Below are 20598 nucleotides of genomic sequence, written 5' to 3' on the forward strand. Positions count from 1 at the left end.
TGGCCCGGCTGCGGCCGGGTGGGGCGCGGCGGCGGCGGCGGCATGTCCCACGGGATGCTCGGGGCATTGGCCAGGCGCGGCGGCGATGGTGGGGCGCCGGGAATGCCCGGCTCTCCAGGCGAGGGGGCGCCCGGCGGCGTCGGGGTGGTGCGCAGCGCGACCGGGCTGCGGGAGGCGGCGCGCTGCTCCTCCAGCGCCGCGGTCAGCGCCGCGCGCGATTCGGGGGAGGGGCGATCCGGCCGCGGCGGCACGCTGGCGAGGTTGGGGCTGGGGTCGTCGAGGCCCGGCGGGGGCAGCCGCCCCTCGTCATCGGCGCCGGAGACCCGGCGCCAGATCACCACCGGATTGACTTCCTTCGGCACCTCGCAGGCACCGAGGAGCAGCAGCAGCAGCCCGCACCCTGCCCGCCTCGCCCTGCCGCCCATGCCTGCCCGATCCGCCGTTGCCATGCGGCAATCCTACCGCGCCGGGGCGGCGCAAATAAGGGGTACGCGCAGGGTGGAGAAGCCCTGGTGCAATCGCTAGATTGACCTTATGGCCGAAGACAAGACCCCAGAAGGCCCGGCTTTCCGGTTGCCCGACCCCGCCATCGTCACCCGCACCATGGCGGAGGTGGCGGAGCGAGGGCAGCGCATCGTCACCGATTTCCTCAAGCGCCAATCGGATTCCGCGGCGACCCCGGACCCGCTGAACATCGGCGGCGCCTTCCTGGAAATGACGACGCGGCTGATGGCCAATCCGGCCCAGCTTGTCCAGGCCCAGCTCGGCTTCTGGCAGGATTACCTGACCCTCTGGCAGAATACCGCGCGGCGGATGCTGGGGGAGGAGGCGAAGCCCGTCATCGCCGAGGATCCGCGCGACCGCCGCTTCAAGGACGAGGCCTGGCGGGAGAACGAGGTCTTCGACTTCATCAAGCAATCCTACCTGCTCTCCGCCCGCTACTTCCAGACCGTGGTCGGCGGGGTGGAGGGGCTGGACCAGAAGACGGCGCAGAAGGTGGATTTCTACACGCGGCAATTCGTCGATGCGATGAGCCCGTCCAACTTCCTGCTGACCAATCCGGAAGTGCTGCGCCGCACCGCCGAGACCGGCGGGGAGAACCTGCTGAAGGGCCTCTCCCACCTGCTCGCGGATCTCGAGCGCGGGAAGGGCAAGCTGCGCATCCGGATGACGGATGACAGCAAGTTCCGCGTCGGCGAGAACATTGCCGTCACCCCCGGCAAGGTGGTGTATCAGAACGACCTGATGCAGCTGATCCAGTACGCCCCGGCGACGGAGCGCGTGCTGAAGCGGCCGCTGGTAATCTTCCCACCCTGGATCAACAAATTCTACATCCTCGACCTCAGGCCGAAGAACAGCTTCGTGCGCTGGGCGGTGGAGCAGGGCCACACCGTCTTCGTCGTCTCCTGGGTCAACCCGGACGAGACCCTCGCCGAGAAGGGCTTCGACGACTACATGCGCGAGGGCGTCTATGACGCGCTCGACGCCATCGAGAAGGCGACGGGGGAGAAGCAGGTCAACGCCATCGGCTACTGCCTGGGCGGCACGCTGCTGGCGACGACCCTGGCGCATATGGCGGCGAAGCGCGACACGCGCATCAAATCCGCGACCTACTTCGTCACCATGACGGATTTCGCCGAGGCCGGGGAGCTCAGCGTCTTCATCGACGAGGAGCAGCTCAAGGGCCTCGAGGAGAAGATGCAGCAGCGCGGCTATCTCGAAGGGACGGAGATGGCCACCACCTTCAACATGCTGCGGGCCAACGACCTGATCTGGTCCTTCGTCGTCAACAACTACCTGATGGGACAGGAGCCCTTCCCCTTCGACCTGCTCTACTGGAACGACGACAGCACCCGCATGCCGGCGAAGATGCACAGCTTCTACCTGCGGCGGATGTACCAGCAGAACGACCTGGTGAAGCAGCCGGGCGAGCCGGGCGCCATCGAGCTGCTGGGGGCGAAGATCGACCTGCGGAAGATCAAGGTGCCGAGCTACCTGATCTCGACGCGGGAGGACCATATCGCGCCCTGGAAAAGCACCTATCGGGCGACCCAGCTCTATGCCGGCCCGGTGCGCTTCGTGCTGGCGGCGTCGGGGCATATCGCCGGCATCGTGAACCCGCCGGGCTCCGGCAAGTACAGCCATTGGGTGAATGAGCAGCTCCCCCCCGATCCGGAGGAGTGGTTCCGCGGCGCGACGGAGCTCGCCGGCTCCTGGTGGCCGGACTGGCACCGCTGGGTGACGGCGCTGGGCAAGGAAACCGTGCCGGCCCGGGTGCCGGGGGAGGGCGGGCTGCCGGCGCTGGAGGACGCGCCCGGCAGCTATGTGAAGGTGATGGGGACGGACTGAGGCGGGCCCCGCCTCCCTCGCCGCCGGTGAAGCCATGCGAAGGCCGCACTGCCCGGTCCATCGGGGAGCGGTGCGGGCCGCCCGCCGGTGCCCTTCAGCGCCTTCGCCGGCACGCCGCAGCCGGGCCGGATCGCTGGAATGCGGTGCCCGCGATGGCCGCCATTCGATCGGGCGCCATCCTGCCTGCCCGCAGGGCTCCACGCTCCGTCAGGATGGTGCTGTCCGGGAGAGCATGGCCCCTTCCGCGCCGCCGCCCCCGGGCGCACCCTGCGCCGGGCGCTCGGCCCGAAGCGCCCGCTGGGCGCCGCCGAGCGGCAGGAGGGACAGGGACATGCCGAAGGAGCGCATCACCTCGGACAAGCTGCCGCCGCCGAGCGGGCATTTCCCGGCCGGCATCATCGCCCCCGCCGGTCGCCTGGTCTTCATCTCCGGCATGCTGGCAAAGGATGCGAGCGGCGCGCTGGTCGGCGCCGGCGACATCACCGCCCAGACCCGCCAGGTCTGCGAGAACCTCAAATCCGCAGTGGCGGCCGCCGGCGGCACGCTGGACGACATCTGCCGCGTCGATGTCCACATCGCCGACATGCGGCACTTCCCGCAGATCCATGCGGTACGGCGAGAATACTTCACCGGCACCCCGCCCGCCTCCACCATGGTGCAGGTGACGGGCTTCACCCACCCGGAGGCGCTGATCGAGATCACCGCCATCGCGGTCATCCCGTGACCGCCCCCTTCGCAGCGGCGATATTGCGGTGCACACTTTGCTTATGTCCGATCCCGCTGCTCTTCCCGCCGCCGAGGCCGCCCGCCGGATCCAGGCCGGCGCCCTCTCCGCCATCGCCCTGACCGAGGCCCTGCTCGCCCGCATCGCGGCGCGGGAGAAGGTGGTGAAGGCCTTCATCCATCTCGACCCCGCCCTCGCCCTGCGCCAGGCGGCGGCGGTGGATGCGGCGGCGAAGGCGGGGCGGCGCCTGCCGCTGGCCGGCCTCGGCTTCGGGGTGAAGGATGTGCTGGATACGGCGGACCAGCCCTCGCAATACGGCTCCCCCATCTGGGCCGGCCACCGGCCGCGCACGGATGCCGCCTGCGTCGCCCTGGCGCGGCGGGCGGGGGCAGTGATCCTCGGCAAGACCGTCACCACGGAATTCGCCACCCGCTTCCCCGGGCCCACCACCAACCCGCACAACCCGGCGCATACGCCGGGCGGCTCCTCCTCCGGCTCGGCGGCGGGCGCCGGGGCGGGCTTCTTCCATGCCGGCTTCGGTACCCAGACCGCGGGCAGCATCATCCGCCCCGCAGCCTTTTGTGGCGCCGTCGGCTTCAAGCCGAGCTTCGGCACGCTGCATCGCGGCGGCATGAAGGTGATGAGCGAGTCGCTCGACACCATCGGCGTCATCACCGCCAGCGTCGCCGATGCCGCCCATGCGATGGCAGGCCTGACCGGCGGCGATTACGGCACGCCGGAGACGAAGCCGGGCCGCGCGCCGCGGCTCGGCCTGTGCTGGGGCCCGACCGCGTCCCAGGCCGCGCCCGAGACCCGCGCCGCGATCGAGCGCGTGGCCAGCGCCGCCGCGAAGGCCGGGGCCAGCGTGACGCCGGTGGAGCTGCCCGCTGCCGCGGCGGCGGGGCTGGAGGCGCATCAGCTCGTGATGAACGGCGAATCCGCCGAGGCCCTGGCCTGGGAGCTGGACCACGCCGCCGCCCAGCTTTCCCCGGTGCTGCGGGAGCGGATGGAGTGGGGCCGCGACCAGCCTCGCGCCGCCCTGGCGGCAGGCCGCGCCGCCTTCGCCGCGGCGCGGGCGGCGGTGGCGGAGGCGATCGCGCCCTTCGACGCCCTTCTCACCGCTGCCGCGCCGGGCGAGGCGCCGGAGGGGATCGGCGCCACCGGCGATCCCGCCTTCAACTCGCTCTGGACCCTGCTGCACCTGCCCTGCGTGACGGTGCCGGTCGGCACCGGGCCGAAGGGGCTGCCGCTCGGGGCGCAGCTCGTCGGGGCCTTCGGCCAGGACAAGGCGGTGCTGGCCTGGGCGGAGTGGGTGCGGCAGGCGGCGAGCTAGGGCCGGCCCGGAGAGTCGGAGGAAGGGAGCCCGGCGACCGTCGGGGGCGTGGAGCAGCCAGGGCACGGCTGCGACGAAGGCCAGGACGGGCTGCTCCGGCCAGCCGGGTGACGCACCCGGCCCGGCCGGCCCGGGGACAGTCGCCCGGCTGGCCGTGCGGCGCTGGCGCCCGAAGGGCGATGCCGGCGCGCTTGCGCCGATTGCGCCGGCCCCATCGCCCGGGCAGGGTGCCGCGCCGGATATGAGCGGGAAGGGAGAGCGTCGGCATGAAGGCGATCTGGTACGAGAAGAACGGCGACAGCAGCGTCCTCACCTTCGGCGAGCTGCCGACGCCGAGCCCCGGCCCGGGCGAGGTGCTGGTCCGCCTCGCCGCCTCCGGCGTGAACCCTTCGGATTGGAAGACCCGCCGCGGCTCCTCCCGTCCCATGGCCTTCCCGCGCGTCGTCCCGCACAGCGACGGCGCCGGCGTGATCGAGGCGGTGGGGGAGGGGGTCCCCGTCGGCCGAATCGGGGAGCGCGTCTGGATCTGGAACGGCCAGTGGAAGCGCGCCTTCGGCACCGCCGCCGAATACATCGCCCTGCCCGCCATCCAGGCCGTGCCCCTGCCGGAGGGGACCAGCTTCGCCGAGGGCGCCTGCCTCGGCATCCCGGCGCTCACGGCGCTGCACGCGCTGGTGACGGATGGCAGCTGCACCGGGCAGCGCGTGCTGGTCACCGGTGGCGCCGGCGCGGTCGGCTTCTACGCCATCCAATTCGCCCGGCTGCTGGGCGCGGCGCAGGTCATCGCCACGGTCAGCTCCCCGGCCAAGGCGGCGCATGCCATGGCCGCCGGCGCCGATGTCTGCGTGAACTACCGCACGGAGGACGTGCCGGCCCGGGTGATGGAGCTGACCGGCGGCGTTGGCGCGGAGCGGATCGTCGAGGTGGACCTGGCCGGCAACGGCCCGATGATCCACAAGCTGGCGGCGCATGGCGCGGTGGTCGGCGCCTATGGCTCCAATACCCAGGAGGCGATCTTCCCCTTCTCCCCCACCATCATGAAGGGCATCGGGGTGCGCTTCTTCATCGTCTATGAGCTGACGCCGCGGCAGCGTGCCGAGGCGGTGGGGGCGCTGCAATCCTGGCTGGCCCGTGGCCTGGTGCGGCATGCCGTCGCTGCGCATATGCCGCTGGCCGAATGCGCCGCGGCGCATGACGCGGTGGAGGCCGGCAGCCTGATGGGGAACCTGGTGCTGGACTGCTGAGGCTGGGAGCGGGGTGCGCGGCGCGGCAGGGGCCGGCATCAGGAAAGGGCTTTCGCCCCGGGGCGCATGATGCCATCTCCCCCATGTCCAAGATCGGGAGATCACCCAGTTCCATGCTGCCTCGCCGTTCCCTGCTGGCTGCGCCGCTCCTGCCGCTCGCCACGCCCGCCCTGGGGCAATCCGCCGGAGATTGGCCGAACCGCCCCATCCGCGTCATCGTCCCCTGGCCGCCGGGCGGCTCCACCGATGTCCTGGCGCGGCTGCTCTGCGAGCAGCTGACTCACAAGCTCGGCCAGAATTTCGTGCTGGAGGACCGGCCGGGCGCCAGCGGCAATATCGGCATGGAGGCGATCGCGAAATCGGCGCCGGATGGCTACACCCAGGGGCCGGCGACCATCGCCAACCTTTCCGTCGCGCAATTCCTCTACACGCGGCTGCCCTTCGATCCGGAGAAGGATTTCTCCCTGGTCTCCATGCACTGGGAGCTGCCGAACGTCGTCGTCGTCTCCGCCCAGCACAACCCAACCAACAGCCTGCAGGAATTCATCGCCTGGGCGAAGGCGCAGCGGAACGGCGTCAGCTACGGCTCCCCGGGCGTCGGCACCACCGCGCATCTCTGCGGCTCCTCCTTCTGCGACCGGCTGAAGATCGACGGCCAGCACGTGCCCTTCCGCGGCGCGGCGCAGATCATCCCGGCCATGCTGGCGGGCGACCTGACCTTCGCGATCGACAACCTGGCCAGCTACACCCCGGTGATCGCCGAGGGGCGGGTGAAGGCCTTCGCGGTGACCAGCCCCGAGCGCTGGCCGAGCCTGCCGCAGATCCCGGTGATGGCGGAGGCCGGGGTGCCGAATTTCGTCGTCACCTCCTGGTGCGCCTGGGTCGGGCCGGCGGGGATGCCGCGGGCGGTGATCGACAAGGTGAATGCGGCGATGAAGGAGGTGGCGGCCGACCCTGCCGTGCAGCGCCGCTTCGAGCAGACCGGCGCCCGCTGCGTCTGGAGCACGCCGGAGGATGCCGAGCGCCACGCTGCCTCCCAGCGGCCGATGCTGAAGGAGATGGTGCGGATTTCCGGCGCCCGGATGGAGTAGCAGGGGCAAGGGCGGCGGGGGCCGTGGCTGTGCCTGCCCCCGCCGGCCGGCTTGCCAGGGCGCCTAAGGCTGGCCGTGCCGGCGTGTCGCCGCCCCGGCCCTTCGCTCTGTCGCGTTGTTCGGTTCGCCGGGCGCCTCCGCCCGGCCTGACGCTGCTCCAGCCGGGTGGGACCATGGCCGCAACCCTCCGCATCGCCCTCGCCCAGATCAACCCGCATGTCGGCGACCTCCGGGGCAATGCCGGGCGCATTCGCAAGGCCCGGGCGGAGGCGGCGCGGCTCGGCGCGGACCTGCTCGTCACCCCGGAATTCTCCATCGCCGGCTACCCGCCGGAGGATCTGGTGCTGCAGCCCGGCTTCAACGCCGATGCCGCCGCCGCCATCGAGGCGCTGGCGGCCGAGACCGCGGATGGCGGTCCCGGCATCGTGCTCGGCGGCCCGTGGGTGGCGGAGGGCAAGCGCCACAATGGCCTCTACGTGCTGGATGGCGGCCGGATCATCGCCCGTCGCGCCAAGCATGAGCTGCCGCCGGAAGGCGTCTTCGATGCGAGGCGGCTCTTCGAGCCCGGCCTTGCCCCGGGCCCGGTGGCCTTCCGCGGCGTCCGCCTTGGCCTGATGATCGGCGAGGATAGGTGGTTCCCGGCGGTTTCCGAGACCCTGGAGGAGAGCGGTGCGGAGGTGCTGATCGGCATCAACGCCTCCCCCTTCGAGGTCGGCGAGGCGCAGCGCCGCATCGACCTCGCCGTGCCGCGGGTGGTGGAGACGGGGCTCGGCTTCGTCTTCCTCAACCAGGTCGGCGGCCAGGATGAGCTGGTCTTCGAGGGGGCGAGCTTCGTGCTCAACCCGGATCGCAGCCTGGCGGTGCAGATGCCGCTCTTCGAGGAAGCGGTGACCCTGACGGAGTGGCGGCGGGAGGGGGGCAGGCTGGTCTGCACCTCGCAGCCCCTGGCGCCCATCCCCCCGGTGGAGGAGCAAATCTACCGGGCGATGATGCTCGGCCTCAGGGACTACGTGACCAGGAACCGCTTCCCCGGGGTGGTGCTGGGGCTCTCGGGCGGCATCGACAGCGCCATCTCGGCGGCCGTCGCCGCCGATGCGCTCGGGCCGGACCGGGTGCGGGCGGTGATGATGCCTTCCCCCTACACCTCCCCCGAGAGCCTGGAGGACGCGGCCGCCTGCGCCGCGCTGCTCGGCATCCGCTACGAGACCATCCCTATCGGCCCGGCCATGGAGGCCTTCGGTGCCATGCTGGCGCCCGCCTTCGGCGACCATGCCCCGGACACCACCGAGGAGAACATCCAGTCCCGCGCCCGCGGCCTCACCCTCATGGCGCTGTCCAACAAATTCGGCGACATGGTGCTGGCCACGGGCAACAAGAGCGAGATGTCGGTCGGCTACGCCACGCTCTATGGCGATATGTGCGGCGGCTATGCGGTGCTGAAGGACGTCTACAAGACGCTAGTCTTCGAGCTCTCCCGCTGGCGCAACGCGCATCTGCCGCCCGGGGCGCTGGGGCCGCAGGGGCCGGTGATGCCGAAACGGGTCCTCACCAAGCCGCCCTCCGCCGAGCTGAAGCCGGGCCAGACGGACCAGGACAACCTGCCGCCCTATGAGGAGCTGGACGCTATCCTGGAAGGGCTGGTGGAGGGGGAGCGCGGGGTGGAGGCGCTGGTCGCCGAGGGCCATGACCGCGCCACGGTGCTGCGGGTGCGCCGCCTGCTGGACTGGGCGGAATACAAACGCCGCCAGGCTCCGCCCGGGGTGAAGATCGGGAAGCGGGCCTTCGGCCGGGACCGGCGCTACCCGATCAGCAACGGCTACACCGACCTGATCGCGTGAGACCCCGCTGCCGAGCGATGGCGGACCGCCAGCGAAGGGGCGGAAGGCAGGGTCCGGATCTTCGGGCCGGAGTCACTCGACGACCCGCCAGGCGCCGATCGGGCGCAGGGTAGCGCAGGCCGGGCCACCATCCTTGGCCTTTCCGGGGAGCAGGGCCTCGAGAACTCCGCCGGCCAAAGCCTTGTCCAGCAACTCGGCGGGCAGCAGGTGGATGTCGATCTTGGCGCGCCGGCTCCACGGCGAGGGGCGCTGCCCGGCCTGCTCGCCGATCGCAATGTAGACAAAGCGTCTGGCAGCCCCTTCGCTGCGAACGAAATCCCCATGGAGTTTCGGCCCCGGCGCCACCCGCACCGGCACCTCGAACGAGATCGGCTCGTCGCCGGCGACAACCTGCCCGACCGGCTCGCTCTTCCTGTTCTGGAGGCTGTAGGCCACTCCAGGGAACGGGTCCTGGATCCTGAGCCGCAGGGTGATGACCTGATCTGCCATGGGTCCCGTCCCCCGTATCGCAAGCACCAGCTTTGGCGTAACCGGACTTGGCCGGGGACCGCAACAGAAACGGGTTCCGAAGGCGGTGCTGCCTCAGGACCTGGCCAAGGCGGCATCGGCAAGGGCCGCCCCGGACCCCTGCCGGGCCGGGCGCGTTGGGGGCAAGGCTCCCCTCCGCCCCCTCGCGGGCCTATAGGGCGCAGCCGCAGAGAGGAGGCCGCCATGGCTGCAGCTTTCGATACCGGCCTGTTCGGGCGGGAGGGCGGCTATGCCGTCCGCATCATGGATCTGTCCGGCGGCAATGGCGCGGAGCCGGTGGAGACCATCCGCGGCTTCCAGACCCTGGAACACGCCAATGCCTTCGCCCGCCGCTATGTGCGGGACAGCGTGGAGCGCTGCCGCAACCGCGGCATGAGCCCGGAGCAGGTGCTGGCCGCCTGGTTCGCCTTCGGCGAGGATGCCGAGGTGGTGGGCGGCGCCGAGCAGGCCTGGCGCAGCGCCGCCGAGCTGAACGACTTCGCCGCCCGCCCGGCCCGGGATGCCGAGGACCGCAATTGGCGCGCCCTCGACCCCCGCCGCGACGAGGAGGATGAGGAGGAGGAATGAGCCGCCACCGCGTCCTCTGCGGCGATTTCGCCAGCGGCCAGGACCCCGACGAGGAATGGGAGGTGCCGGGCTTCGCCTCCGCCGAGGCGGCCGCCGAATATGCCAGGCGCTTCATCCGGGCGCAGATCGAGGATCTGCGGCGGGAAACCCCGGACCCGGCGGCGCTGCGGGAGGCCTATTACACCTTCGGCGAATACGCGGCGGCGGAGGGGTTCGACAGCGAGGCCTGGGTGAACCACTGCATCGCCATGCCGGCGACGCGGAAGGCGGAGGTGGATTATGCGGCGCTGGAGCCGGGGCGGTAGTCCGAGAGGGGCTCTGCCCCTCTCGGGCTCACCCCGCGAAAGGCCGAAGGGCCTTTGGAAACCTCGAGTTCGGGCTTCGCAGGTTGAACCGTCCCGCCCAAACTCAAGGGTTCCAAGGGCCTTTCGGCCCTTGGCGGAGGGAGTTTGAGGGAGGCAGAGCCTCCCTCAACCCTGGACAGGCCCATCGCCAGCAGGCATCGCACCGCCATGAAACTCCGCTTCGCCCCATCCCCCACCGGCCTGCTGCATGTCGGGAACGCCCGCGCCGCCCTGGTGAACTGGCTCTTCGCCCGCCAGCGCGGCGGCGCCGTGCTGCTGCGCCTGGACGATACCGACACCGCGCGCAGCAAGGCCGAATACGCCGTGGCGCTGGAGGAAGACCTCCGCTGGATGGGCCTCGACTGGGATGAGAGCTTCCGCCAGTCCGACCGGCTGGAGCTCTACGCCGCCGCCGCCGAGCGGCTGAAGGCCAGCGGCCATCTCTACCCCTGCTTCGAGAGCGAGGAGGAGCTGCGGTCGAAGCGGGAACAGCTGCTCCGCCAGGGCAAGCCGCCCCTCTATGACCGCGGCGCGCTGAAGATGACGCCGGAGCAGTATGCGCGGGCGATCGCCAACGGCAAGACGCCCTATTGGCGCTTCAAGCTCTCCGGCATGCAGCGGGAATGGCAGGATGGCGTGCTGGGCCGGCGGGCGGTGAAGCTCTCCGCCCTCTCGGACCCCGTGCTGATCCGCGCCGATGGCTCGCCGCTCTACACCTTCACCAGCGTGGTGGATGACCTGGAGGGCGGGGTCACGCACATCATCCGTGGCGAGGACCATGTGACCAATACCGGCGTCCAGCTCGATATCTGGGTGGCGCTGGGGGGGGATGTGCGGGCGCTGTCCTTCGCGCACCTGCCGCTGCTGACGGATTCCGATGGCGGGCCGCTCTCCAAGCGGCTGGGCTCGCTCTCCCTGCGGCAGCTGCGGCGGGACGGGGTGGAGCCGGCGGCGCTCGCCGGCTACCTGGCCGCGCTCGGCACGCCGCGGGACCCGGTGCCGGCCCTGCCGGCGGCGCTGGTGGCGGGGTTCGACATGACCACCATCAGCAGGTCGCCGGCCCGCTTCGACGTGCAGCAGCTTCTGGCCCTCAACCGCCGCCACCTGCATGGGGCGAGCTTCGAGAGCGTGCAGGCCCGGCTGCCGGAGGGGGCGGACGAGGCCTTCTGGCTGGCCATCCGCGAAAACCTCGACCTGCTGGGCGAGGCGAAGACCTGGTTCGAGGTGGTGCGCGGCCGCATCGTACCGCCGCCCCAGCCGGAGGAGGGCGCCTTCCTGCGCGCCGCGCTGGAGGCGCTGCCGCCGGAGCCCTGGGATGAGGGGACCTGGGGGGCCTGGACGGGCGCCCTGAAGGCCACCACCGGCCGCAAGGGCAAGGCCCTGTTCCTGCCCCTGCGCCTGGCCCTGACCGGCGAGGAGCACGGCCCGGACCTGAAGACCCTGCTGCCCCTGATCGGCCGCGCGACCGCGGCGGAACGGCTGGCGGTGGCGGCCGGCTGACCTCGGACCGGGGTCCGTGGCCAGGTCCTGGCCCCGGCGGGGGGGCAGGGTCGCGGGCGCTGCCCGCGACGACCTCCTGCCGAGGGGCGGGGGCGGAGCCCCGGCTACCGCGGCGGCGAGACCACGTGCTCCCTGAGGGCCGCCCCGCCCGGCACCGCCACCTCCCGCAGCACCACGTCATAGGTCCAGAGGCTCGCCAGGTGCCGCAGCACCTGCCGCGCTTCCTGGTCGTCCAGCAGCCGGCCAGCCTGGACGTAATGCTCCAGAATCAGCCGCCGGTCGCCGCTGAGGTCCACATCCACCACCTGGATGTCCGCATCCGTCGTCGCCGGGTCGTATTGCCGCGCCAGTGCCCGGCGCAGCCGCCGGTAGCCGCGCTCGTCATGCATGGAATCGACGCGCAGCGCCGGCTGCTCCACATCGTCCACCAGGTGGAACAGCCGCAAGTCGCGCATCACCTTCGGGCTGAGGAATTGTAGGATGAAGCTCTCATCGCGGAACTCCGACCAGGCGTAGCGCAGCACCTCCATGGCATCGCCGCTGCCGGCGAAATCCGGGAACCATTCCCGGTCCTCCTCGGTCGGCTGCTCGGCGATGCGGGCGATGTCCGTCATCATGGCGAAGCCCAGCGCATAGGGGTTGATGCCCGAATAGCGCTGGTCGTCGAAGCCCGGCTGCATGATGACGCTGGTGTGGGAGTGCAGTGCCTCCAGCAGATGCCCGTCGGTGATGCGGCCCTGGCTGTGCAGCCGGTTCAGGATGCGGTGGTGCACATAGGTGGCGCAGCCCTCGTTCATCACCTTGGTCTGGCGCTGCGGCAGGAAGTACTGGGCGATATTGCGGACGATGCGGAGAATCTCGCGCTGCCAGGGCTGCAGGCGGGGCGCCGTCTTCTCCAGGAAATAGAGGATGTTCTCGCCCGGGAGCTGGAGCAGGGTGCGGCGCCGCTCCTCCTCGGAAGAGGTCGAGGGCGTTGTCGTCTTCTCCGGCAGGGTGGACCAGAGCACGTTGTACATGCGCTCGTCGTGCTCGCGCCGCTCGCGCTCCCGCCGCTGCTCGGATTGCAGGTCCGGGGCGCGGCGGCGGTGGCGGTGCACGCCATGGCTCATCAGCGCATGGGCGGAATCCAGCACCCGCTCCACCGCCATCTCGCCATGCTGCTCCTCGCAGGACTGGACATAGCCCTTGGCGAATTCGAGGTAGTCGAGGATGCCTTTGGCATCCGTCCATTCGCGGAAGAGGCGGTTGTTCTTGAAGAAGTGGTTGTGGCCGAAGGCGGCGTGGGCGATCACCAGCGCCTGCATCGTCGCCGTGTTCTCCTCCATGACGTAGGAGACGCAGGGGTCGGAGTTGATGACGATCTCATAGGCCAAGCCGCGGAGGCCACGGCGGTACATCGCCTCGTGCTGCGCGAAATGCTTGCCGAAGGACCAGTGGCGGTAGGAAAGGGGCAGGCCGGTGCTGGCATAGGCGTCCAGCATCTGCTCGGCGCTGATCACCTCGATGCGGTTGGTGTACCAGTCGAGGCCGAGCTCCTTGCCGGCGATCTCGGCGCAGGCATCATGGATGATGCGCAGCGTGTCGAAATCCCATTCGGCGCCCTCATAGAGCAGGCGATCCTCGGTCGTGACGCTCATGCCTGCGCTCCTTCCAGCACGCCGCGCTTGGCGAAGAGCTCCCGGAACACCGGGAAGATGTCCCGCCGGTGGCGCACCTTCTTCATGGCGAGCGGCGCGCCCGCCGCGACCAGCGCCTCATAGGTGCGCCAGAGATCGGTCGGGCCGCGGGGGAAGCCGGGGATGCCGTGCTCGCCCTCCCGCCCCACCTCGATATAGGCGTAGTACTGGCAGGCCGGCAGGATGGTATCCACCAGCAGCCGCGCCGTCTTCTGGCTGTCGCCGGCGGCGTTGTCGCCATCCGAGGCCTGGGCGGCGTAGATGTTCCAGTCAGAAGGCGGGTAGCGGTCCGCCACCACCTTCTGCATCTCCTCGAGCGCGGTGGAGACCAGGGTGCCGCCGGTCTCCCGGCTGTAGAAGAAGGTCTCCTCATCCACCTCCGACGCCTCGTGGGTGTGGCGGATGAAGACGATCTCGACATGCTTGTAGCGCCGCTGCAGGAAGAGGAAGAGCAGCGTGTAGAAGCGCTTGGCGAGGTCCTTCATGTCCTCGGTCATGGAACCGGAAACGTCCATGAGGCAGAACATGACGGCGCGCGCCACCGGCTTCGGGACCGGGTCGAAGCGGCGGTAGCGGACGTCGATCGGGTCGATCCAGGGGATGCGGCGGGTGCGGAGGATCTGCCGCTCCAGCTCCGCCCGCAACTCCAGCACCCGCTCCGCCTGCTCCGGGTCGCCTTCCAGGGCGGCGATCTCCGCCTCCAGCGCCTGTACCGCCTCCGGCTTCGGGCGCTTCAGGGCGATGCGGCGGGACATGCTGTTGCGCATGGTCCGGCCGAGGGCGAGGTTGGCCGGCGAGCCGCTGACCGAGTAGCCGGCGCGTTGCCAGGCCGGGTCGGCACCGTCTACCAGGCGGCGCTTCGCCATGTCCGGCAGTTCGAGGTCGTCGAGGAAGAGGGAGAGGAATTCCTCCCGGCTCAGGACGAAGCGGAAGGTGTCCTCGCCGCTGCCATCCGGCGAGCCCTCCGAGCCGCCGCCCCCGCCGCCGCCCGGCGGCCGGGGGATCTCGTCCCCCTCCCGGTACTCCTTGTTGCCGGGCAGCACATGGTCGCGGATGCCGCCTGTGCCGTGGTGGAAGCTGGGTTCCCTGATGCCGTGGAGGGGGATGCTGACCTCCCCGCCCTCATCGGCGTTGCGGATGCCCCGTTTGGCCGAGGCGTCCCGCACCGCTTCCTGGACCAGCGACTTGGCGCGGCGCAGGAAGCGCTGGCGGTTGGGCAGGCTACGGCCGCTGGGATTGAGGCGGCGGTCCAGGATCTGCATGCAGCGGGAGCCTTGAAGACCGGGTTTGCGGTTAGAACACCTCCGGTTCACATGCGTTCACCGGGAATGCCCCACCCATTCGACTGTAGAGCAGATTTGTGCCTCCGGGCGATGCCGCCCTGCGGCAATCCGCCCTAGCCGGCCTGCTTCACGCGCATGTACCACTCGACCAGCCGGCGCACCTGCCGTTCGGTATACCCCCGCGAGGTCATCCGTTCCACGAATTCCCCGTGCTTCTTTTCGGTCTCGCTATCTTTCTTGGAGCCGAAGGAGATGACGGGCAGCAGATCCTCCACCTGGCTGAACATCCGGCGCTCGATCACATCCCGGATCTTCTCGTAGCTGGTCCAGGAGGGGTTCTTGCCGCCGCGATTCGCCCGGGCGCGGAGGGCGAATTTCACCACCTCATTACGGAAGTCCTTCGGATTCGCGATGCCGGCGGGCTTCTCGATCTTCGTCAGCTCCTGGTTGAGGAGCTCCCGGTTCATCATCTGGCCGGTGTCGGGATCCTTGAAGTCCATGTCCTCGACCCAGGCATCGGCATAGGCCACGTAGCGGTCGAACAGGTTCTGGCCGTAGTCGTTGTAGGATTCGAGATAGGCCTTCTGGATCTCGTTGCCGATGAACTCGGCATAGCGCGGCGCCAGCTCGCCCTTGATGAACTCCAGGTAGCGCTTCTCCGTCTCGTCCGGCAGCTGTTCGCGCCGGATCGTCTGTTCCAGCACATACATCAGATGGACGGGGTCGGCGGCAATCTCGGTGGTGTCGTAGTTGAAGGTCGCCGCCAGGATCTTGAAGGCGAAGCGGGTGGAGGCACCATCCATCCCCTCATCCGGGCCGGCAGCGTCGCGGTATTCCTGCACCGTCTTGGCGCGGGGGTCGGTCTCCTTCAGGCTCTCCCCGTCATAGACCCGCATCTTGGCGTAGATGTTGGAATTCTCGTGCTTGCGCAGCCGCGTCAGCACGGAGAAGCGGGCCAGCATCTCCAGCGTTGCCGGCGCGCAGGGGCTGCCGGCCAGCTCCGAGCCGCGCACCAGCTTCTCGTAAATGTGCTGTTCCTCCGTCACCCGCAGGCAGTAGGGCACCTTGATGACGTAGATGCGGTCGATGAAGGCTTCGTTGTTCTTGTTGTTCTTGAAGCTCTGCCATTCCGACTCGTTGGAGTGAGCCAAAATAATGCCCTGGTAAGGGATGGCGCCGATATTCTCGGTGCCGATATAGTTGCCCTCCTGCGTCGCAGTCAGCAGCGGGTGCAGCATCTTGATCGGCGCCTTGAACATCTCGACGAATTCGAGGATGCCCTGGTTGGCGCGGTTGAGGCCGCCGGAAAAGCTGTAGGCGTCCGGGTCGTTCTGCCCGTACATCTCCAGCTTGCGGATATCCACCTTCCCGACCAGGGAGGAGATGTCCTGGTTGTTCTCGTCGCCCGGTTCGGTCTTCGCCACCGCGATCTGGCGAAGGCGGGAAGGGCGCAGCTTCACCACCCGGAACTTGCTGATGTCGCCGCCGAATTCGTCCAGCCGCTTCAGCGCCCAGGGGCTCATCAGCCCGGTCAGGCGGCGGCGGGGGATGCCGTAGCGGTCCTCCAGCACCGGCCCCATGCGCTCGGGGTCGAACAGGCCAAGCGGGGTCTCGAAGACCGGGCTGATCTGCTCCCCGGCCTTCAGCACATAGACCGGCTCCTGCTCCATCAGCGCCTTCAGCCGCTCGGCGAGGGAGGATTTGCCGCCGCCCACCGGACCCAGCAGGTAGAGGATCTGCTTGCGTTCCTCGAGCCCCTGGGCGGCATGGCGGAAGAAGCCCACGATCCGCTCGATCGTGTCCTCCATGCCGTAGAATTCGGAAAAGGCCGGGTAGACGCGGATGGTACGGTTCAGGAAGATCCGCCCGAGCCGCGCATCCTTCGCGGTGTCCACCACTTCGGGCTCGCCGATCGCCCGCAGGATCCGTTCCGGAGCAGTCGCATAGCAGCCGGGATCGGTCTTGCAGGCTTCGAGATATTCGGCGATCGACATGTCGGTTTCGCGCCGTTGCTCATAAGCCCGGGCGTAATCGGCAAAGATGTCCTGCATGCTGCTCCTCGGCCGCCCCCTGACGCGCTGCGACTTCAGCGCAACGCGCAGGATGGGCGGCGGGCGCGCCGCGCTGCGGTAAACTTTTGTTGCCGTGCAGCAAAGCCTTCGTGTAGCGTGCAAATCGCCAGGGGGAAACCGGATCGGGGCAGCCGCTCCTGCGGCCCAAACGGTCCGACGAGTGCAAATAATCCGTCAATACGGCCGCCGCGAATACGTAGGAGTCGCGGACGGTTCTCTTTGTCCACAGGCGCGGGAGGAGGGGCGGGCCTGCCCCGCCCCGGCCGGATGCGGTCCGGGACAGGGCGGGGCAGGGGAAGCGGGCGGGCTGGTCTCGGCTGCTGGTCTCGGCTAGAGCAATCTCGGTGCACATGCGTTCACCGCAGGCGCTCTACGCCCTTGTTTGCGGACCAGATCCACGCCTTCGGGCGAGGCCGCCCTACGACGATCCGCTCTAATCCTCCACGATGGCGGGCGAGCCGGCCAGCACCCCGCCATCGACGATCATGCTCTGGCCGGTCATGAAGCTGCCCGCCGGGCTGGCGAGGAAGATGGCGGCGCCGGCGATCTCGTCCGGCTCGCCGATCCGCTTCAGCGGGGTGTCCCGGGTCCGCTTCTTGTAATTCACCGGGTCCTCCCACAGGGCGCGGGCGAAATCGGTGCGGATCAGACCAGGGGCGATGCAATTCACCCGGATGTTCTTCGGCCCCCACTCGCAGGCCAGGTTGCGGGCGAGCTGCAGGTCCGCCGCCTTGGTAATGGCATAGGCGCCGAGATTGACCGAGCCCTTGTAGCCGCCGATCGAGCTGACGATGACGATGGCGCCGCCCCCCCGCGCCTCCATGCTGGGGATGCACATATGGCTGAGCCACATGTTCGACTTGACGTTGGTCGCCATCATCTTGTCGAAGATCTCGTCCGGGATGCCCATGGCCGGCCCGAAATGCGGGTTGATGGCGGCGTTGCAAACCAGGATGTCCACCCCGCCCCATTTGGCGATGGCGGCATCGGCCAGCGCCTGCAGCTCCGGCTTGCGGCCGATGTTGCAGGCGACGGCGATCGCCTCCCCGCCTTTCGCGGTGATGGCATCCACCACCACCTGGCAGGCATCCAGCTTGCGGGAGGAGACGACGACCTTGGCGCCGTGCTCCGCCATGCGCTCGGCAATGGCGCGGCCGATGCCGCGGCTGCCGCCGGTGACGATGGCGACCTTTCCGCTGAGGTCGAACAGGGGCGATGACGGCATGACGGTCTCCTCGTGATTGGCTCTGGTGCGGCGGCGCCGATCCGGCGATCCTTTCCGCCGTCCTCGCCGCCGTCAAGGCGAGGCCCTGGAGAGGATCGCCGCGTGAGTCTCGAACTGCCCCATGCCGTGCCCCTGGAGGGGGCGTCCAACCTGCGCGACATGGGCGGCTGGCAGATGGCGGATGGAAGGCGGCTGCGCCGCGGCGTGCTCTACCGGTCCGCCACCCTGGCGAATCTCACACCGCGGGACGTGGCGGCGGTGGCGGAGCTCCGGCTGCGGACGGTGGTCGATCTGCGCGGCGTGGCGGAGGCGGCGCACCACCCCTCCCGCCTGCCGGAGGGGGCGGAGCGGGTGGCGCTGCCGATCGAGCCGACGGTCGGCGCCTCGCTGCGCGACCTGATGCGGCGGGAGCAATCGACCGGCGAGGATGTGGTGGCACTGCTGCGTCGGGCCTATCTGGATTATGGCACGCGCTTCATCGGCGCCTATCGCGGGCTGTTCGAGCTGCTGCTGGACCCCGCGCGGCATGCGCTGCTGTTCCATTGCTCGGCGGGCAAGGACCGCACCGGGCTGGGCGCGGCGCTGGTGCTGACGGCGCTGGGGGCGACTCGGCAGACCGTGCTCCATGACTATCTGGCGACGGACCGGCTGTGGCGGCGCGATTACGCCCTGCCGCCCGGCACGCCGAAGCCGCTCGGCGACGCGCTCTACGCCACCCATCCGGAGCTGCTGGAGGCGGCGCTGGCGGCGGCGATCGCCGCGCATGGCGGCAGCCTGCCGGTCTTCCTGGAGCAGGGGCTGGGCCTCGACGCGCCACGGTTGGCGCGGCTGCGCGACCTGCTGCTGGAGTAGCGCCGCCCCGCGCCCGTCTGGCGGCCTGCTACGGCATGTAGCTGCCGCCATTGATGTGATAGACCTGCCCGGTGATCCATTCCGCCGCGTCGGAGGCGAGAAAGGCCGCGAGGCCCGCAATGTCCTCCGGCCGGCCCATGCGGCCCAGCGGCACCGCGGCGCCCATCGCCGCCAGCTCCTCCTCCGTGTTGCCGTAGCGTGGCTGCGCCGTATCGGTCAGGCCGGGGGCGATGGCGTTCACCCGGATCCGATGCTCCGCCAGCGCCAGGGCCATGGAGCGGGTGATGCCGACCACGCCGTTCTTCGTCGCGCTGTAATGCACCCCGACCGGCGTCCCCCGCACCGCGGCGGAGGCCAGGTTGATGATGCAGCCCGGCTTCCCCGCCGCCACCAGCGCCCGCGCCACCGCCTGGGCGCAGAAGGCGCTGCCCTTCAGGTTCACGTCAAGCACCCGGTCCCACTCCGCCTCCGCCATCTCCAGGAAGGGGATGCGGGGAAAGATGCCGGCATTGTTCACCAGCACATCGGGCGGGCCGAGCCCGGCCATGGCCGCCGCCACGATGGCGGCGCAGCCGGCGGCGGTGCCGACATCGCCGCGCACCAGCAGGGCGCGGCGGCCGGCGGCGCGGATGCCCGCCGCCACCGCCTCGGCCGCTTCCTCATCGTCCAGCCAGTTCACCGCCACGTCATGCCCCGCCCCGGCCAGGGCGAGGGCGCAGGCCCGGCCGATTCCCTGCTGCGCCCCGGTCACCAACGCCACCATCGCTGCCTCCTCCACCCATGCCGCAATGCAGTGTGCGGCGGGGAGGCGCGGCTGTCAGCGGGCGAGCAGCGCCCGGTAGCGATCCATCATCTTCTGCCCGTCCTCGCCGGCCCGGCCCAGCCAGTCCTGCACCTGCTTCGCGCCGACCTCGCGCAGCTGCGCCAGCAGGGCGGGGGAGGGCTCGGCCACCTGCATGCCGTGCTGGCGCAGCTGCTCGGCGGTGGCGCGCTCGGCCTCCTTGGCGATGACGAGGCTGCGCTCCGCCGCCCGGGCCGCGGCGGCCCGCACCGCCTGGCGGGTCGGCTCGTCGAGCGCCGCCATGGCCCGGGCATTGGCGAGGACGGCGTTGCGCGCCCGCATGCCGCCGACATGGGTGTACACCCGGGCGTAATCCCAGGAGGAGGTGTCCACCCCGGTCTGCGCCGAGGTGAACATCGCCGAGACGACATTGGTGGCGAAGGCCTGCGCCAGCTCGGCGGATTGCACGGTGACCGGCACCGCGCCGATCAGCTCCGCCATGCGGATGGTGATGGCGTTGTAGGCGCGGAACCGGGCGCCGCGGAGCTGCTCGAGATTGGTCAGCGGCTCCTTGGTGTAGAAGCCCTGGCCGGCCCAGAGCGCCATGTAGAGCAGCTCCACCCCCTGGCGCTGCAGCCGGGCCCGGATGAAGGGCTCCGAGGCCTGCATCAGCGCCTCGGAGGCGGCCCAGGTCTCGGCCAGGAAGGGCACCCCATCCACCTCGAAGAAGGGGTCCTCATTGCCATGGACCGAGAGCAGGATCTCGCCGAGCTGGATCTGCCCGGTCTGCACCGCCCGCTTGATCTGCGGCATGGGCAGCAGGCTGGCATTGCTGTGGAGCTGGATCTGCAGCCTGCCCTGGGTGGCCGACTCCACCTCCTGCACGAATTGGCGGAGGTTGCGGGTGTGGAAATTGGCGTCCGGATAGGCGCTGGCCATTACCCAGCGGGTCTGGGCCCTGGCGGGGAGGGCCGCGAGCGGGGCAAGGCAGGCGGCGGCAAGCAGCGCGCCGGCGAGACGGCGAAGCATGGGCGTTCTCCCAGGGATGGTCGTTGCGGCCCAGTCTTGGCGAGACGCGCCGCCCCGGCAAGGGCTGGACCGCGCCACGGAGCAGCGTAGTCTGCGCATCATGACGACCCCGCCCGAGACCCCGAGCTTCCGCCTGGATGGCCGCCGCGCCCTGGTGACCGG

17 protein-coding genes and 1 pseudogene are annotated in these 20598 nt (G+C 70.1%); 10 read left to right on the forward strand and 8 right to left on the reverse strand.

Annotated features, from left to right (window positions below):
• Window positions 1–449: pseudogene (locus tag NJ376_RS22570) on the reverse strand (hypothetical protein); the annotation flags it as partial.
• Between the two features lie 85 nt (window positions 450–534).
• On the opposite strand from NJ376_RS22570, the gene NJ376_RS22575 reads away from it, so the two are divergent.
• The 6 genes from NJ376_RS22575 (at window position 535) to NJ376_RS22600 (ending at window position 8579) form a co-directional block, all read left to right on the forward strand.
• Window positions 535–2349 (forward strand): PHA/PHB synthase family protein, encoded by a 1815-nt coding sequence (locus tag NJ376_RS22575; protein ID WP_252955544.1) that lies wholly within the window; start codon window positions 535–537, stop codon window positions 2347–2349.
• A gap of 331 nt (window positions 2350–2680) precedes the next feature.
• Window positions 2681–3073 carry a RidA family protein gene (locus tag NJ376_RS22580; RefSeq protein ID WP_252955545.1) on the forward strand — a complete coding sequence of 131 codons (393 nt, stop codon included), beginning with the start codon at window positions 2681–2683 and terminating at the stop codon, window positions 3071–3073.
• Between the two features lie 28 nt (window positions 3074–3101).
• Complete coding sequence (locus tag NJ376_RS22585; protein WP_252955546.1) at window positions 3102–4406, forward strand: amidase; 1305 nt, start codon at window positions 3102–3104, stop codon at window positions 4404–4406.
• A gap of 266 nt (window positions 4407–4672) precedes the next feature.
• Window positions 4673–5650, forward strand: coding sequence for an NADPH:quinone reductase (locus tag NJ376_RS22590; RefSeq protein ID WP_252955547.1), 978 nt, complete (start codon window positions 4673–4675; stop codon window positions 5648–5650).
• A 113-nt stretch (window positions 5651–5763) separates the two neighbouring features.
• Entirely contained in the window at window positions 5764–6741 is a 978-nt protein-coding gene (locus NJ376_RS22595) for a Bug family tripartite tricarboxylate transporter substrate binding protein (RefSeq protein WP_252955548.1), read from the forward strand.
• Window positions 6742–6914: 173 nt separating this feature from the next.
• Window positions 6915–8579, forward strand: coding sequence for an NAD+ synthase (locus tag NJ376_RS22600; RefSeq protein ID WP_252955549.1), 1665 nt, complete (start codon window positions 6915–6917; stop codon window positions 8577–8579).
• Between the two features lie 72 nt (window positions 8580–8651).
• Here NJ376_RS22600 and NJ376_RS22605 read toward each other — a convergent pair whose 3' ends face one another.
• Window positions 8652–9068, reverse strand: coding sequence for a DUF5990 family protein (locus tag NJ376_RS22605; RefSeq protein WP_252955550.1), 417 nt, complete (start codon window positions 9066–9068; stop codon window positions 8652–8654).
• Window positions 9069–9290: 222 nt separating this feature from the next.
• On the opposite strand from NJ376_RS22605, the gene NJ376_RS22610 reads away from it, so the two are divergent.
• From NJ376_RS22610 to gltX, 3 genes are all read left to right on the forward strand, one after another.
• The gene (locus tag NJ376_RS22610) at window positions 9291–9674 is read left to right on the forward strand and encodes a hypothetical protein (protein WP_252955551.1); all 384 of its coding nucleotides are present in this window, start codon (window positions 9291–9293) and stop codon (window positions 9672–9674) included.
• Entirely contained in the window at window positions 9671–9979 is a 309-nt protein-coding gene (locus tag NJ376_RS22615) for a hypothetical protein (RefSeq protein ID WP_252955552.1), read from the forward strand. The genes NJ376_RS22610 and NJ376_RS22615 overlap by 4 nt, the downstream gene beginning before the upstream one ends.
• Window positions 9980–10186: 207 nt before the next feature.
• Window positions 10187–11518, forward strand: coding sequence for a glutamate--tRNA ligase (gene gltX, locus NJ376_RS22620; protein WP_252955553.1), 1332 nt, complete (start codon window positions 10187–10189; stop codon window positions 11516–11518).
• Between the two features lie 104 nt (window positions 11519–11622).
• On the opposite strand, the gene NJ376_RS22625 is transcribed toward gltX, so the two are convergent.
• From NJ376_RS22625 to NJ376_RS22640, 4 genes are all read right to left on the reverse strand, one after another.
• Window positions 11623–13155, reverse strand: coding sequence for a SpoVR family protein (locus NJ376_RS22625; RefSeq protein ID WP_252955554.1), 1533 nt, complete (start codon window positions 13153–13155; stop codon window positions 11623–11625).
• Window positions 13152–14456: a YeaH/YhbH family protein gene (locus NJ376_RS22630; protein WP_252955555.1), complete on the reverse strand. Its 1305-nt coding sequence runs from the start codon at window positions 14454–14456 to the stop codon at window positions 13152–13154. Before NJ376_RS22630 ends, NJ376_RS22625 begins: the two co-directional genes overlap by 4 nt.
• Before the next feature lie 134 nt (window positions 14457–14590).
• Window positions 14591–16528, reverse strand: a complete 1938-nt coding sequence (locus tag NJ376_RS22635; protein ID WP_252955556.1) for a PrkA family serine protein kinase — start codon at window positions 16526–16528, stop codon at window positions 14591–14593.
• Window positions 16529–16982: 454 nt separating this feature from the next.
• Entirely contained in the window at window positions 16983–17774 is a 792-nt protein-coding gene (locus NJ376_RS22640) for an SDR family NAD(P)-dependent oxidoreductase (protein ID WP_252955557.1), read from the reverse strand.
• Window positions 17775–17876: 102 nt separating this feature from the next.
• Between NJ376_RS22640 and NJ376_RS22645 the strand changes: the two genes are divergently transcribed.
• Complete coding sequence (locus NJ376_RS22645; RefSeq protein ID WP_252955558.1) at window positions 17877–18626, forward strand: tyrosine-protein phosphatase; 750 nt, start codon at window positions 17877–17879, stop codon at window positions 18624–18626.
• Window positions 18627–18654: 28 nt separating this feature from the next.
• On the opposite strand, the gene NJ376_RS22650 is transcribed toward NJ376_RS22645, so the two are convergent.
• On the reverse strand, window positions 18655–19389 hold the full coding sequence (locus NJ376_RS22650; RefSeq protein WP_252955559.1) for an SDR family NAD(P)-dependent oxidoreductase: 735 nt from the start codon (window positions 19387–19389) through the stop codon (window positions 18655–18657).
• Between the two features lie 54 nt (window positions 19390–19443).
• Window positions 19444–20436, reverse strand: a complete 993-nt coding sequence (locus tag NJ376_RS22655) for a TRAP transporter substrate-binding protein (RefSeq protein ID WP_252955560.1) — start codon at window positions 20434–20436, stop codon at window positions 19444–19446.
• Between the last annotated feature and the right edge of the window lie 162 nt (window positions 20437–20598).

The organism is Siccirubricoccus soli, from assembly GCF_024178315.1.
Classification (GTDB): domain Bacteria; phylum Pseudomonadota; class Alphaproteobacteria; order Acetobacterales; family Acetobacteraceae; genus Siccirubricoccus; species Siccirubricoccus soli.